Raw genomic sequence first — 14,856 nt, forward strand, 5'->3', positions numbered from 1 at the left:
TCACCGTGTGGACCCAGTCACGGAAGCCGGGGGCGGGCCCGGGCGACACCGGGCTTGTCAGACCATCATCTCGCGCACGGCCTTCATGGCCTTCTTCTTCACCGAGCGCTCGAGGCGGTCGAGGTACAGCATGCCGTCGAGGTGGTCGAGCTCGTGGAGGATGCAGCGCGCCATGAGCTCCTCCCCCTCGACGACGACCTTCTTGCCGTCGACGTCGATGCCCTCGGCACGCGCGTACCAGGCACGCTCGGTGGGGTACCAGAGGCCGGGGACCGACAGGCAGCCCTCCTCGCCGTCCTGGTAGTGCTCCTCGTCGACGGCGACGAGCGTGGGGTTGAGGATGTAGCCGATCTCGTCCTCGATGTTCCAGGAGAACGCCCGCAGGGAGACCCCGATCTGGTTCGCGGCCAGGCCGGCGCGCCCCTCGTCGTCGACGGTCTCGCACAGGTCCTCGACGAGCTGCTTGACGGTGTGGTCGATGTCCGTCACGGGGTCGCACACGGTGCGCAGCACGGGGTCGCCGACGGTCCTGATCTCACGCATGGCCATGGGGCTCATTGTTTCACCGGCGCGGGGGCGCGCCCGGCGCTCGTCCCCCACCCCCTGGGTCCGGCTCGGTGAGTCTGCCCACAGGTCGCCCGCGGGGCGGGATTCTGCCCCTGGGGCCGCCCCCGGGTTTGTTAGAGTCGGTCGTCGCACGATCCCGCGTAGCTCAATGGCAGAGCATTCGACTGTTAATCGAACGGTTGCTGGTTCGAGTCCAGCCGCGGGAGCCGAGAAGGCCCGGGACCACCACGGTCCCGGGCCTTTGTCGGTGCCCGGCCCGGAATGTTCTCGCCCCGCCATCGGTTCGGTCGTAGGGTCGTCCGCGGCCCGCCGGTCCGTGCCCGGCTCACGCCCCGCACCTATCGGGCCACCACCGTCCGTCGACGTCCCGCGCCGACCTCCGACGCCTTGCCGCTCCCGGCCACGAGCGGCGAGCGCCGCTCCGCACCGCCCGTCCTCCTGGAGGTCCCATGTCACCCGCCGCCACCACCTCCTCACGCCCGGACGAGGCCATCGACCCGCAGGGCATGAAGGTCATCTGGCTGCTGCTCGTCGCCGCCTTCGTCGCCATCCTCAACGAGACGACGATGGGCATCGCCGTGCCCGACCTCAACAGGGACCTCGGCCTGGACCCCGAGCTCGGGCAGTGGCTGACCAGCGCGTTCATGCTGACGATGGCGGTCGTCATTCCCACCACGGGGTTCGTGCTCGAGCGGTTCACCACCCGCCAGGTGTTTCTCGCGGCGTCGAGCCTGTTCGCGCTCGGCACCCTGATCTGCCTCGTGGCACCCGGATTTCCGCTGCTGCTCACCGGCCGCGTCGTACAGGCCACCGGCACCGGCATCATGCTCCCCTTGCTGATGACGACGATCATGAACGTCGTCCCGCCGGGCTCCCGCGGGCGGATGATGGGCCTGGTCGGCATGGTCATCTCGCTCGCCCCGGCGATCGGCCCCACCCTGTCCGGCGCCGTGCTGGAGGCGCTGAGCTGGCGCTGGCTCTTCGCGATCGTCCTGCCCATCGCCCTCGTCTCGCTGTTCCTCGGCGCCCGCTGGATGACCAACCTCGGCGAGACGTCGAGGCCGTCGTTCGACCCACTGTCCGTCGTTCTCACGGCCCTCGGTTTCGGCGGCACCGTGTTCGCGCTCAGCCAGTTCGCGGCCGAGGGCGAGGCGGGGCTCGCCGCTCGGGTCGGGATGTCGACGACCGGGTTCGCGCTGACGATCCTCGCCGTCGGGCTCGTCGTGCTCGCCCTCTTCGTGTGGCGCCAGCTCGCGCTCCAGCGGTCGGACCGGGCGCTGCTCGACCTGCGGGTGTTCACCTCGCGGAACTTCACCGTGGCCGTGGCCATCATGGCGATCGTCGCGCTGGCCATGTTCGGCACGCTCAACCTGCTGCCGCTGTTCCTGCGGGACGTCGCCCAGCTCGACGCCCTGCAGTCCGGCCTCGTCCTGCTGCCGGGCTCGCTCGTCATGGGGCTGCTCGCGCCGGTCATCGGCCGGGCGTACGACGCGCGCGGCCCCCGCGCGCTGCTCGTCCCGGGCACGACCCTGCTGACGGCCGGGCTGCTCTTCTACGGGACCATCGGCCAGGCCACGCCGGTGTGGCTGATCGTCGTGGTCCAGACCGGCATCTCGCTGGGCCTGGCCATGTCCTTCACGCCGCTGTTCTCGGCGTCGCTCGGGTCGCTCCCCCGCGCGCTGTACCCGCACGGTTCGGCGGTGCTCAACACTCTGCAGCAGGTGGCCGGTGCCGCGGGCGTCGCGGTGCTCGTCGGCCTGTACTCCGCCGTCCTCGGCGCGGGCACGGACGACGGGCTCCCGAAGGCCGCCGCAGGCGAGCCGGGCGCCCAGACGGGCTTCCTCGTGGCCTCGGGCTTCGCGCTCGTCGCCGCGGTGCTGGCCTGGTTCATCCGGACCCCCACGGACCAGGAGGAGCACGACGACGCCGGACGAGGCGAGGGATCGCCGATCGCGGAGGGCGGCCCGGCCCCGACGACGGGCCCCGCCGGGAACGCGGACGTCCCGCACGGCCCGACCGATCGAGCGCGTGCTGACCGTCCGCGCGACCCGACCGACCGGGGGCCGGCCGACGAGCGTCACGTGCCGGCCGACGTCGTCGGCTGACCTCCCGAACGCAGCGCGACGGACGGCCCTCGGTGCTCCGGTTTCTACCGGGGCACCGAGGGCCGTCCGCTTGCCGGCCGCCCAGCTGACCGGTCGCGTGCTACGCCAGGGCGTCGAGCCGCGCGCGGATGTCGTCCTTGACGGCGGGCGGCGCCCAGGAGATGTCCACGGCGTTGCGCTCCAGCTGGAGGAGCTCGGCTGGCGTGAACCCGGCCTCCTCCGCCAGCACGGCGAGGTTCTCCTGGACGTAGCCGCCGAAGTAGGCCGGGTCGTCGGAGTTGATCGTGATCCTGATGCCGAGCTCGAGGCAGCGCCGGATCTCGGCGGCCTTGGTGCCGTCGCCGCAGAAGGTGTTGGAGATCGGGCACGAGGTCAGCCCGATGCCGCGCACGATCACCTCCTGCGTCAGCTCCTCGTCCTCGAGCACGTTCGTCCCGTGGTCGATGCGCTCCACGCCGATCTCGTGGAGCACCTGACGAATGTGCTCGATCGAGTTCTCCTGGTCGACGTCGCAGTGCATCGTCAGCCGGTACCCCTCGCGGCGTGCGCGAGCGAACACCTTTGCGAACTTCTCCGGAGGGTTCCCCTTCTCGTCTGAGTCCAGGCCGACCCCGACGATCCACTCGCGGTACGGCAGCGACTCGAGCAGCGTCGCCATCGCGTAGCCCGCCTCGAAGTCCCGCAGGAAGCACATGATGAGCGCGCTACGGACGCCGAGACGGTTCTCGGCATCCATCTGCGCACGCCGCAGACCCCGGATCACGACGTCGAACGGCACGCCCCGCGACGTGTGCGCCTGCGGGTCGAAGAACATCTCGACGTAGGCCACGTTCTGCGCGGCGGCGCGTTCGAGGTACTCCCGTGCCAGGTCGTAGAAGTCCTCCTCGGTGAGCAGCACGTTCATGCCCTCGTAGTAGACGGCGAGGAAGGACGGAAGGTCGTCGAAGTCGTAGGTCTCGCGCAGCGCCGCGGGGCTCTCGAACGGGTTGGCCAGGTTGTTGCGCTCGGCGAGCCGGAAGCGGAGCTCGGGCTCGAGGGTGCCCTCGATGTGCAGGTGAAGCTCCACCTTGGGCAGGGCGGTGAGGAAGTCGTCGTCGACAGTCATGCCTCGTACTTTCGCGCTCCCGCGAGCCGGTGTCGAGCCGACACGACAGGTGGCAGCCTCACTCACCCAGGCCGACGGCGCCGCGCGCCTCCGCCTCCGCCGCGAGGATCGCCTCGGCCTCCGCGGTGTCACCGGCAAGCGGGCCGGTGGTCGTCGTCTGGGAGATCAGCTCGCCGGCCTCCCCGCGCCGGACGTGGACCTGGACCTCGGAGCGGTTGGGCAGCTCGCGGCGGACCGTGTGCACCAGCGAGGAGGTCACTCGTTCGCGGACGGCGTCGGCGAGGGCCTGGACGTCGTCGTCCTTGGTGCGCAGCTCGGCGGCCGGGGTCGTGGTGTCGACGTAGGTCACCGTGAAGACGCGTGTCTCTCCGTCCCAGCGGGCGTGGAGGATCTCGTGCCACGGCGTGCGCGAGCGGACGGCCTCGGCGTCGACGAGCGTGAGGGCCGACGGCGTGGCGACGGCCCAGGTGCCGTCCTCGAGCTCGGCGGCCGAAAGGACGGGGGCCTTGGTCAGGTGGGCACGGATCTCGGCGGGCGGGAGCGGGCGACGACGGCGCATGGTCCCAACCTACGTGGCGCCGGCGTTGCCGGCGGTGCCGGTGCGGCGCCGCACAGCGCCGGGACCTCACGACGAGGGGCGGGCCTCCGCCGCGGCAGCGATGTCCACGAGGTCCTGCCTCATCATCTTCTTCGCCATCATCAGGCCGAGCCGGTTCGGCACCGTCATGAGGACGCGCTTGATCAGGCCCCCGTCCGTCTCCTCCCCGCCGAACTCCATGGTGAGCCGCGTGCCCGTAGGGATCGGCTCGAGGTGGAAGGTCGTCCCGTAGGTGGCGCCGCGCGCTTCGGCGGCGAGGACGGTCGAGCGCGGCTCGTCGACCGCCGTCACCCACATCTCCTCAGTCTCCGAGCCGCCCATGAAGGAGCGGGTCTCCTTCCAGCGGGTTCCCACGCGATAGGGACCGTCGGTGAGCATCTCGATGGAGCTGACGCCGCTGAGGACCTGCTCGCTGCCGGCGGGGTCCGTGAGGATCTGCCAGACGGCGTCGGGCGGCGCGGCGATGTCGCGCGTGAGCGTCAGGGTGCGGGTAGCCATGTCGGTCTCCGTCCAGGTCTCGGGCGCTCTCGCGTGGACGCCCGGCGCTCAGAGTAGGCCCCGACGACGGACCGGAGCGGGCCCGCGTGGCCGGACGTGGCGCGGGGCCAGACGTGGCGCGGCGTCGGACGTGGCGTGCAGGGCCGGGGTCACCGCGCGGGGCCGGACGCGGTGCGCAGGTCGTCGCACAGGAGTCCGTCGAGGTGGGCGCCCGGACCTCCGTCGCCGAACTAGGATGGGCCGCCGTGGCCGACGAGGTCCGCTCGCGCGGATCGGTGGCGGCCATGCGCCCCTGTAGCTCAGCCGGTCAGAGCAGCGAACTCATAATTCGTCGGTCGCGGGTTCAAGCCCCGCCGGGGGCACCGGTTTCTACGACCCGCTGTAGCCACCGGTATAACCACGGCGCGTCCGCGGCCCTCGTGTCGGCCACGGTCGACCGCTACGACCGCTCGAGCAGGCGGTCGAGCCCCTCGCCGCGGGCGTAAGAGGCCTGAGTCCCACGGCGAGTGACGGAGTCCGACGCCAGCGTCGTGCCCAGCCTGATCGCGTCCGCCGGCGAGGCGCCCCCGGCGAGCGCGTACGCGAACCCGCCGCAGAAGGCGTCCCCGGCACCGGTGGTGTCCACCGCGCGGACCGCGGGCGCCTCGAACCTCTCGGCCACGCCGTCGCGGACGAGCAGCGCGCCCCGCTCCCCCAGCGTGACCACCAGCGACGCGTCGATCCGGTCGGCGAACGTGAGGGCGTCGGCCTCGAGGTCGCCCACGGTCCGCCCCGTCTCGGCCTCGAGGAGGATGGCGAGCTCGGTCTCGTTGGGCACCACCCAGTCGGTCACCCGCAGCAGCTCGGGATCGACCGGGGCGGCGGGGGCGGGGTTGAGGACCGTGGTCGCACCGCTTCGACGGGCGCGCTCGAAGCCGCGGCAGATCGTCTCCTGCGGGACCTCGAGCTGGCTGAGCACGAGATCGGGGGCCGGCGAGCCGTCGAACGCGGCATCGACGTGGTCCGGGGTGAGCAGCTCGTTGGCACCGGGCGCGAGCACGATCCGGTTGTCGCCGTCGGGGTCCACGAGGATCATCGCCAGCCCGCTGTGGGTGTCGTCCACCTCGACGATGAAGTCCGTGCCGATCCCGGACGACCGGAAGTTCTCGATCGTGTCCCGGCCGAAGGAGTCCGTCCCGACGGCACAGACCATCGTCACCTGCGCGCCGAGGAGCGCGGCCATCACCGCCTGGTTGGCACCCTTTCCGCCGAAGCCCTGCGCGAAGTCCTTGCCGAACACCGTCTCCCCCCGGTCCGGCATGCGATCGAGGTAGGAGACGAGGTCGGTCATCGTGCTGCCGACGATCATGATCCTTGGTCCGGGCACGGCGTTCTCCTTGTCGTCGTCGACGATCGATGCACCTCGCACGGTAGCCGCGGCGGGGGCGGGCCCGCAGCGCGACGAGACCCACGGGACCCCGGACGGGAACATCCCTGCGGCGCTGGTCAGCGGCACATATCGTTGGCAGGCATCCGTTGCCGACGGGGGCCGACCGGAGGGCCGGGCTCGGGTGCAGCACACGACGACGTAGGAGGGCACGATGTCGAACGACGGGTCGTGGGGCCAGCCCGGCGGGAACCCGCAACAGGGCGGCTTCGACCAGGGGGCCGGGTACCCGGCCAACGGTGGATGGGACCAGGGCGCGGGCGCTGCCGGGCAGGGCGGCTATGGGCAACAGCCCGGGTCCGGCCAGCAGCCCGCGTACGGCCAGCAGCCCGGGTACGGCCAGCAGCCCGCGTACGGCCAGCAGCCCGCCTACGGCCAGGCCGGAGGCTATCCGGCCCAGGGCGGCTACGGGCAACCCGGCTACGGGCCCGGACCTGGTGGGCCCGGTGGCCCCGGCAGCCCTGGTGACGACGGGCCGGATTCTGGGGGCTCAGGCGGCAAGGGCTGGCTGTGGGCGATCATCGGCCTGCTCGTCGCGGCCGCGCTCGCCGTCGGCGCGTACTTCCTGTTCTTCTCCGGCGACGACGACGAGAGCGCGACCGGCGGGCCGACCGACGAGGCCACCTCGTCGGCGCCACCGGAGGAGGGCACGGACGAGCCGACCGACGAGACCGAGGAGCCCACCACGGAGGACACCGAGGAGCCCACCACGGACGAGACCGAGGAGCCCACCACGGACGAGACCGAGGAACCGACCACGGAGGACACCGAGGAACCCACCACGGAGGAGACCGACGCACCGCAGGGCGGCACGTCGACCGTCCAGCAGTTCGAGGTCGGTCAGTGCCTCGACATGGACGCAGCAACCAGCGGCGGGGAGGGCACCGTCTCCGAGCTCCCCGTCGTGGACTGCACCGAGGAGCACACCGGTGAGGTCTACGTCGTCCACACCTTCGAGGGCGACGAGTTCCCGGGTGCGGAGCAGGTCGCCAGCGAGCTCGAGGCCGAGTGCGAGGCGGCGTTCGAGGAGTACGTCGGCATCGACTACGCCACCAGCGTCTTCGCGGCTCAGCTGCTCACCCCCACCCAGGAGACCTGGGACCAGGCGAACGACCGTGAGGGCATCTGCATCCTCACCACCCCCGCGGGAACGACCGGTTCGGCCGAGGGCAGCGCACGCTGACCCGTACCCGACCATGACATCGGCGCCGCACGCCCAGCGTGCGGCGCCGACGTACGTCCGGGCCCGCCGCGGGTGAGGACTCCCCATCGGGCTCCGGCCCCCGCCACCCGGCGCAGACATACCGTGGCGCTGTCCGCCGGGAACGGTGGGCGGCGTGCGACGGGCCGAGGCCCGGCCACGGCACGACGAGGTGTGGAGGACCAGACGTGTCGAACGACGGCCAGTGGGGCCAGCAGGGCGACTACCTGCAGCAGGGCGGGTATCCCGACCAGAGCGGCTATCCGCAGCACGGCGGCTACCCGCCGCAGGGCGGCTATCCGCCGCAGGCCGGGCCGGGCGGCCAGCAGCCTCACGGGTACGGTCCCCCGCCCCAGGGCTACGGGCAGCCCAGCGGCTACGGGCAACCCGGCGGCTACGGGCAACCCGGCGGCTACGGCGGACCCCAGCAACCCGGAGGTCCCGGGTCCGGCGGATCGAAGAGCTGGCTGTGGGTGCTCGTCGGGGTCGTCGTCGTCGCGGCCCTCGGCGTCGGGTCGTACTTCCTCTTCTTCGCGGGTGACGACGAGAGCGCGCAGGAGCCGCAGCAGGAGGGCGGTCTCCCCGCGCTGCCGGAGGATGGGGTGCCGGAGGGCGAGATGCCGGAGGGCGGGATGCCGTCGATGCCCGACGACCTGCCGACCGACATCCCCGAGCTGCCGGGCGGTGACGGAGGGGACGGCAGCGACGCCCCGTTCCCGGAGATCCCCGGCGGCAGCGGCGAGTCCGAGGCCACCGTCGTCGACGTCGAGGTCGGCGCACCCTTCGAGACCGCCGAGGGCCACACCATCACCCTGAACTCGTTCGAGCGGGACTTCCAGTGCGACGGCCAGCCGCTGACGACCGACTCCTTCGTGGCGCTGGAATTCACCGTCACGGCCGCGGGCTCGACCCAGGCGACCTCCCCGTCGGCGGGACTCACGCTGCAGTCGCCCGAGGGCGACATCAACTCCTTCGACGCGATCGGATGCCTGAGCGACACGAGCCAGGAGCTCGAGCCGTTCGTCGACCCGGGCGCCACCGAGACCGGTCTCGTCCTCCTCGTCCCGCCGGCCGACGGGCCGTTCACCCTCGAGTACGACCCGATGATGGGGATCGCCATGCCGGGCACCGACCTGTCCGTCGCCCGCTGGACGATCGACTGACCCTGCGCCGTCCAGAGCCGTCCAGGAGCGTCGAGATCCGGTCGGACCAGGCCGGTCCCCGGCCCCACGTGAGCCACACCGGGCTAGCGTGGCGGCGCCACCCGCCGCCCGGCGGGCCGCACTGCGAGAGGATCGCGGTGCCGGAAGCGTCGGCGCGGAGGTCGGCATGGTGGACGAGGAGCACCGGCTGGCCCGGGCCGGCTATCTCGAGGAGTTCTTCCACGACCAGGACGGGCCCGGACGGTACGCCGACGGCCGGTTGCCGCCCCACCTCGACTTCCACGAGGGCCACCTGACACAGACCGGTCCCGACCGAGCACGCCCGGACCCCGCCACCGCCACCGCCCCTGTGGGAGCGGGGGGTGGTCGGCACGTCGCTCGTTCGCACGACTGGCCCTGGCTCGTCGTCGGGGCGGCGACGGTCGTCCTCGCGGCCGTGGTCGGCTACTGGGTCGTCGATACCGCCGAGCGCGACGGGCTCCCCCTGGACGCCGTACGACCGCCACCCGCCATGACCGCGAGTCCCGCGCCGACAGTCCCACCCACCGCACCACCGACCACGCCCGCGCCCGTCCCCTCACCGACGCCGTCGCCCACGCCCCCGCCGGACGGCCCGGACTCGCCGTTCCCCTTCCCCTTCCCGCTCCCACCGGGGACGCCCGGAGCCGGGGGCGACCTGCCCGCCGGCATCGCCCACGCGTTCCCTCTCACGCAGGGCTCGGCCGCCGCCGGGGACGACGCCGTCGTCGACGTCGTCGCCATCGGCGAGACGTGGACCGGGCCGGACGGGACCACCCTCACGATCGACGACGTCGAGCGCGACCTGCAGTGCTCCGCCGCCTGGGCGCCGTCCGGAGAGGTCGTCGCGCTCGAGGTGACGATGACCGTGCCTGCCGACACCCGGGCACCCGCCCTCACCCTCGTCCCCGGCGTCACCCTGAGCTCGCCCGGCGGCACGCTCACGGCCGTGACGCCCGCATGCCTGGCCGGCGGCTCGACGGCCCTCCCGAGCACGGTCTCCCCCGGCGAGACGGTGTCGGGCACGGTCCTCGTCCTCGCCCCCGGGCCGGGGCGGTTCGACGTCGAGCTCGAGCCCGGCATTCTCGACGACGCCGGCCCGCAGACCTTCGTCCGCTGGACGATCGACTGAGATCGGTCCTCCGACAAGAACCCGGGCACCCCTCCCCGTTTCCGGTCGCGCTGCCGGGGCGCACCGCGCCCGTAGGCTGACGCGCATCGCCCGGCCGGGCGGCAGACCTGGGAGGACACGATGAGCAACGAGGGACGCTGGCGCCACGAGGGGAACGCGTTCGAGCAGCCTGGGGCCGACGCCACCCGGCCCGTCCACGCGGGCGACGCGCCGCGCGCCGACGGCCCCGGCGCCTACGGTCCGGTCTCCGGCAGCCAGGGCTCCGCGGGGCACGGCACCTCGGCGTACGGCTCCGACCACGGGCGCGGAGCCCAGGGCGCGTCGGCTTACGGCTCCGACCGCACGGGCGGAGCCCAGGGGGCCTCGGCCTACCGCGGTAGTGAGTACACGGCCAGCGGGGCCGGAGCTGCCCCCACCTACCAGCCCTCCTACGGCGGCGGATCCGGCGGCGACCTCCCCCCGGGCGACGGCGGGAGGACCCCGCGCGGCGGAGGATTCCCCTGGCTGGCCGTCATCCTCGGCGTCCTCGCCGTGGCGGCGGCCGCCGTCGCGGTGTGGTTCTTCCTCCTGCGCGACTCCGGCAACGAGGAGGCCGCGACCGACGATGCCGACGTCGAGGTTCCCAGCGGGGAGTCCGGCTCCGACTCCGCCCCGCCGACCGACGAGGACCCCTCCGGCGACGAGACGCCGAGCGACGACCCGACCGAGGAGGGGACCGGGCCCGGGGACGAGTCCGACACCGACTCGCAGGACGAGTCCGAGACCGACGACGGGTCGGAGGACGACACCGGCGGCGCGGAGTCCCCGAGCGACGACGACGCCGACGGGCCTGGCACCCCCGACGACGCGACGCTCCTCGAGATCGGCGAGACCCACACGCTTGAGAACGGCATGGAGGTCACCCTCGACGAGGTCGAGCGCGACGCCGAGTGCGCCACCTCCCCGGGCGACCCGTTCACCGCCCTGACCTTCACCGTGGTCGCGCACGACGACGAGCTCGTCCCCGCCGTCCCGCCGCTGCCGGGCATCACGGTGTCCACCTCAGAGGGCGACATCAACGCGGTCGACGTCCTCGGGTGCATCGACGACTCCGAGTCCCTGCCCCCGGTGGTCGGCCCCGGCGAGGAGGCCACCGGCACCGTGCTCGTGCCCGATCCCGTCGAGGGTTCCTACGACGTCATCTACCAGCCCGTGACGAACATCGTCTCGGGCGGCGAGACCGAGGCCCTGGCCTGGACGATCGACTGACGCTCCCGACCGCGACGCTCGCCGGGTGCGCTACTGCGGGCCGCGGCGGGCTACGGCGGGCCGAGCGAGCGTCGCCTCGACTCCAGCTCCATGAGGGCGGCGAACCGCTCCGCGTAGGCAGCGTCGTCGGGGTCGGTGCGCTGCAGCGCACCCTTGGCGTCACCGATGAGCCGGGTGAGCCCCATGCGTACCAGCGCGACGACGACGCCGCGCGCGTAGTCCTTCAACGCCTCGGGGCGGTCCTCCGGGAGCGGGGCCACCGCCATGCCGGTCACCGAGTCGGCCACCGGTCCGACCGCGTTCTCCCGCACGGCCTCCACCCAGTGCGCGGCAGCCTCGCGCTGGGCCGCCTGCTCGCCCGCCCCGGCGCCGCGCCGCTCGGCGAGGTGCGTCGCGAAGGTCGCGACCCCGCCGGCAGCCCGGATCGCGTCGTGCGCGGCACGGTAGGAGGGGACGGTGAAGGTGTCGGCCGAGAGTGAGTCGAAGCCGGCTGCGGCCGCGTCGGCGGGCAGCTGGAGCGCGACCTCGAGGACCTGTCGCTCGAGCCGCGCGACCGGGTCCTCCGGGCCACGGTGCCCGACGGCGCCGCCCGCCGTCGCCCCCCACGAACCACCCTGACCGGCGAGCTGCCCGTCGGGACGGCCTCCGCCCGGTTGCCCGGGCCCGCCGTCGTACGCGGGCGAGGCTCCGCCGTCGGGGCCCGGTCTTCCTTGTCCTCCCTGTCCCCCCGGTCCTCCTTGTCCTCCCGGGCCTGACCGTGCCGGCGGGGCCGCGCTGCGCCGCGCGCTGCTCTCCGCGGACCGGACGGCCTGGCGGACGCTCACGTCGTCCATCCCCAACCAGCCGGCGAGCTGCCGGGCGTACTCGCCGCGCAGGGCGCGGTCGCGGATCGCGGCGACCACCGGCGCGGCCGAGCGCAGGCCCGCCACGCGTCCCTCGGCGGTGCCCAGGTCGAGGGAGGCCAGCGAGGAACGGATGACGAACTCGAACAGCGGCTCGCGGCCGGCGACCAGGTCACGGACCGCGGCGTCGCCACGCTCGAGCCGCAGGTCGCACGGGTCCAGGCCACCGGGCGTGACGGCGACGAAGGTCTGGGCGGCGAAACGCTGGTCCTCGTCGAACGCGCGGATGGCAGCCTTCTGCCCGGCGGCGTCGCCGTCGAACGTGAACACCACCTCACCGCCGCGCGCGGACCCGGCGGTCATCACGCCGGACGCGGCGTCGCCGACGTCCCCGAGCAGGCGGCGCACGATGCGCACGTGGTCCTCGCCGAACGCGGTGCCGCAGGTGGCCACGGCCGTGGTCACGCCGGCCAGGTGCGCGGCCATGACGTCGGTGTACCCCTCGACGACGACGACCTGCCGACCGCGCCCGATGTCCTTGCGCGCGAGGTCGATGCCGTACAGGACGTGCGACTTCCGGTACAGCTGCGTCTCGGGGGTGTTGAGGTACTTCGGCCCCTGGTCGGACTCCAGCAGCCGGCGCGCGCCGAAGCCGAGTACCTCCCCCGAGGTGGAGCGGATGGGCCAGACCAGGCGGCCCCGGAACCGGTCGTACACACCCCGCTGCCCCTGAGAGACGAGGCCGGCCGCGAGGATCTCCTGGTCGGTCAGCCCGCGGCTGCGCAGGTGCTTGAGCAGGTGGTCCCAGCCCTCGGGGGCGAACCCGACGCCGAAGTGCGCCGCGGCGGCCTGGTCGAAGCCCCGCTCGGCGAGGAACGCGCGGGCGGGCGCGGCGCCGGGCGAGGAGAGCTGGTCGACGAAGTACTCGGCCGCGATCCGGTTGGCCTCCACGAGACGGCGACGACGGCCGGGCTCGGTGCCGGACGACTGACGGGAGCGACCCTCGCCGTCCTCCCGGCGCAGCTCGAGGCCGACCCGGTCGGCGAGCATCTCGATCGCCTCGGCGAACGACAGGCCCTCGATCCGCTGGACGAAGCTGACGACGTCGCCACCCTCGCCGCAGCCGAAGCAGTGCCAGACGCCCACCTGCGGGCGGACGTGGAACGAGGGGGTGCGCTCGTCGTGGAACGGGCACAGGCCCTTCATCGACCCGACGCCGGCGGACCGGAGCGTGACGTGCGCGCCGACGACCTCCTCGATGCGGACCCGCTCCTTGACCGCCTCGATGTCCTCGCGGCGGATCATGCCCGCCACTCAGTACACCTCGGAGAGCATCCCGCACAGCCGGGCGTGCCACTGCTGCGCGGACGTGTCGGTGAGCGACGCGATCTGGTCGACGACCACGCGCAGGCGCTCGGCGTCCGAGCCGACGGTTCGCCAGCGCTGCGCCAGGTGCGGCTCGAGATGCTCGGCCCCGCCCGCGCTCAGCGCGTCCGCGAGGTCGAAGAGGATCGTGCGCTGCGCCAGGTAGAGCGGCTCGGTCTCCCGCGGCGCCATGACGTAGTGCGCCGCGACCCCCTTGAGCGCGAGGATCTCGGCCTCGGTGCCCGGCGGGACGACGAGGTCGGCGGCGTACCGGGTGAGCGGGTCCTCGCCGTGGCGCTCCCGGGTCGCGTCCTCGGCCGCGGCACAGAACCGGCCGATGAGCTGGCTCGCCATGTCCTTGAGCGCCGCGAGGCCCGCCCACGAGTGGTCGAAGCTCCGCGGGACGACCGGAAGTGCGAGGACGCGGTCGAGGGCGGCGCCGATCTCGTCGTCGCTCAGCGCCGGGTCGTACCAGGAGCGCACCTGGGCGACGACGCCGTCCTGCACGCGGTCGGCTCGGACGCCCGCGATGTCGACGCGGCCCCCGGCCACGGCATCCTCGACGTCGTGCACCGAGTACGCGACGTCGTCGGCCAGGTCCATGACCTGGGCCTCCAGGCAGCGGCGCCGATCGGGGGCCCCGTCGCGCAGCCAGGCGAACGTCTCGGCGTCGTCGGCGTAGACACCGAACTTCGCCGTCGTCGTGCCGTCGGCGCGGCGCGGGCCGGCACCCGTGGCCCACGGGTACTTCACGGTGGCGTCGAGCGTGGCGCGGGTGAGGTTGAGGCCCACGCCGGTGCCGTCGTCGGTCATGATCTTCGGCTCGAGCGAGGTGAGCAGCCGCAGCGTCTGGGCGTTGCCCTCGAAGCCGCCGATGCCGGCGGCCACCTCGTGCAGCGCGCGCTCGCCGTTGTGGCCGAACGGCGGGTGACCGAGGTCGTGGGAGAGGCAGGCAGCGTCGACGACGTCCGGGTCGCACCCCAGCGCCTGACCGAGCTCGCGGCCGACCTGCGCGACCTCGAGGGAGTGCGTGAGACGCGTGCGGACGAAGTCGTCCGAGCTCGGACCGAGGACCTGGGTCTTTGCGCCGAGACGGCGCAGCGCCGAGGAGTGCAGCACGCGGGCGCGGTCCCGCTGGAACGGGGAGCGACGCGGATTCTTGCCCTCCTCGGGCCACCATCGGTCGGCGTCGGTGGCGGTGTACGGGGCCGGGACGGACCTCGTCCGTGCGACCTGCTCCGCCGATGCGCTCACGGATCAAGTCTAGGTGGCCCGGTCCCGCGCTGCTCCCGCCCTCCCCAACCCGGCGAGTGAGCGCGGTACTGCCGGCGCTTATGACGAGTGAGCGGACCTCTGCCCGTTCCGTGTGGCGAGTGAGCGGACTTCTGCCCGCTGGGGAGCGGATTCCGGTGTCGCGCCGAGGCGCCGTTGCCCAGTCAATCGGGTAACCGTCGAGGCAGGCCCCCGGGGGCACTGCCTCGATGGTTACCCCATTGACTCACCGACCACACCGAGCCGAGCACCGAGCATCGCGACGACGACGGGCGGGCCCCGCACCCCATCAGGGTGCGGGGCCCGCCCGACAGGT

12 protein-coding genes and 2 tRNA genes are annotated in these 14,856 nt (G+C 73.2%); 7 read left to right on the forward strand and 7 right to left on the reverse strand.

Going from position 1 to position 14,856, the window contains the following annotated elements; all coding sequences use genetic code 11:
• Positions 1–57: 57 nt before the first annotated feature.
• Positions 58–549, reverse strand: a complete 492-nt coding sequence (gene def, locus ACZLKG_RS11325; RefSeq protein WP_425708984.1) for a peptide deformylase — start codon at positions 547–549, stop codon at positions 58–60.
• A gap of 152 nt (positions 550–701) precedes the next feature.
• On the opposite strand from def, the gene ACZLKG_RS11330 reads away from it, so the two are divergent.
• Together ACZLKG_RS11330 and ACZLKG_RS11335 are read left to right on the forward strand one after the other, a co-directional pair.
• A tRNA-Asn gene (locus ACZLKG_RS11330) sits at positions 702–773 on the forward strand.
• A gap of 243 nt (positions 774–1,016) precedes the next feature.
• Positions 1,017–2,672: an MDR family MFS transporter gene (locus ACZLKG_RS11335; protein ID WP_425708985.1), complete on the forward strand. Its 1,656-nt coding sequence runs from the start codon at positions 1,017–1,019 to the stop codon at positions 2,670–2,672.
• Between the two features lie 100 nt (positions 2,673–2,772).
• On the opposite strand, the gene add is transcribed toward ACZLKG_RS11335, so the two are convergent.
• The 3 genes from add to ACZLKG_RS11350 all read right to left on the reverse strand — a co-directional run bounded on the left by add (position 2,773) and on the right by ACZLKG_RS11350 (position 4,873).
• Entirely contained in the window at positions 2,773–3,777 is a 1,005-nt protein-coding gene (gene add, locus ACZLKG_RS11340; RefSeq protein WP_425708986.1) for an adenosine deaminase, read from the reverse strand.
• A gap of 58 nt (positions 3,778–3,835) precedes the next feature.
• Positions 3,836–4,336, reverse strand: coding sequence for a hypothetical protein (locus ACZLKG_RS11345; RefSeq protein ID WP_463648780.1), 501 nt, complete (start codon positions 4,334–4,336; stop codon positions 3,836–3,838).
• Positions 4,337–4,402: 66 nt separating this feature from the next.
• Entirely contained in the window at positions 4,403–4,873 is a 471-nt protein-coding gene (locus ACZLKG_RS11350; RefSeq protein WP_425708988.1) for an SRPBCC family protein, read from the reverse strand.
• 288 nt (positions 4,874–5,161) lie between these two features.
• Between ACZLKG_RS11350 and ACZLKG_RS11355 the strand changes: the two genes are divergently transcribed.
• Positions 5,162–5,235 (forward strand) — tRNA-Ile (locus ACZLKG_RS11355).
• Positions 5,236–5,312: 77 nt separating this feature from the next.
• Here the strand turns inward: ACZLKG_RS11355 and rbsK are convergent.
• Positions 5,313–6,368: a ribokinase gene (rbsK, locus tag ACZLKG_RS11360; RefSeq protein WP_463648781.1), complete on the reverse strand. Its 1,056-nt coding sequence runs from the start codon at positions 6,366–6,368 to the stop codon at positions 5,313–5,315.
• 85 nt (positions 6,369–6,453) lie between these two features.
• On the opposite strand from rbsK, the gene ACZLKG_RS11365 reads away from it, so the two are divergent.
• The 4 genes from ACZLKG_RS11365 (at position 6,454) to ACZLKG_RS11380 (ending at position 11,061) form a co-directional block, all read left to right on the forward strand.
• Complete coding sequence (locus tag ACZLKG_RS11365) at positions 6,454–7,482, forward strand: septum formation family protein (RefSeq protein WP_425708990.1); 1,029 nt, start codon at positions 6,454–6,456, stop codon at positions 7,480–7,482.
• A 206-nt stretch (positions 7,483–7,688) separates the two neighbouring features.
• Positions 7,689–8,663: a hypothetical protein gene (locus ACZLKG_RS11370; RefSeq protein WP_425708991.1), complete on the forward strand. Its 975-nt coding sequence runs from the start codon at positions 7,689–7,691 to the stop codon at positions 8,661–8,663.
• Between the two features lie 166 nt (positions 8,664–8,829).
• Positions 8,830–9,813, forward strand: coding sequence for a hypothetical protein (locus tag ACZLKG_RS11375; RefSeq protein ID WP_425708992.1), 984 nt, complete (start codon positions 8,830–8,832; stop codon positions 9,811–9,813).
• A 120-nt stretch (positions 9,814–9,933) separates the two neighbouring features.
• Positions 9,934–11,061, forward strand: a complete 1,128-nt coding sequence (locus ACZLKG_RS11380; RefSeq protein ID WP_463648782.1) for a hypothetical protein — start codon at positions 9,934–9,936, stop codon at positions 11,059–11,061.
• Positions 11,062–11,111: 50 nt separating this feature from the next.
• Here ACZLKG_RS11380 and dnaG read toward each other — a convergent pair whose 3' ends face one another.
• Positions 11,112–13,217, reverse strand: coding sequence for a DNA primase (gene dnaG / locus ACZLKG_RS11385; protein ID WP_425708994.1), 2,106 nt, complete (start codon positions 13,215–13,217; stop codon positions 11,112–11,114).
• A complete protein-coding gene (locus ACZLKG_RS11390; RefSeq protein WP_425708995.1) occupies positions 13,218–14,522 on the reverse strand; it encodes a deoxyguanosinetriphosphate triphosphohydrolase in 1,305 nt (434 codons plus the stop codon).
• Between the last annotated feature and the right edge of the window lie 334 nt (positions 14,523–14,856).

The sequence above is a fragment of the Georgenia sp. Z2081 genome (assembly GCF_055326445.1).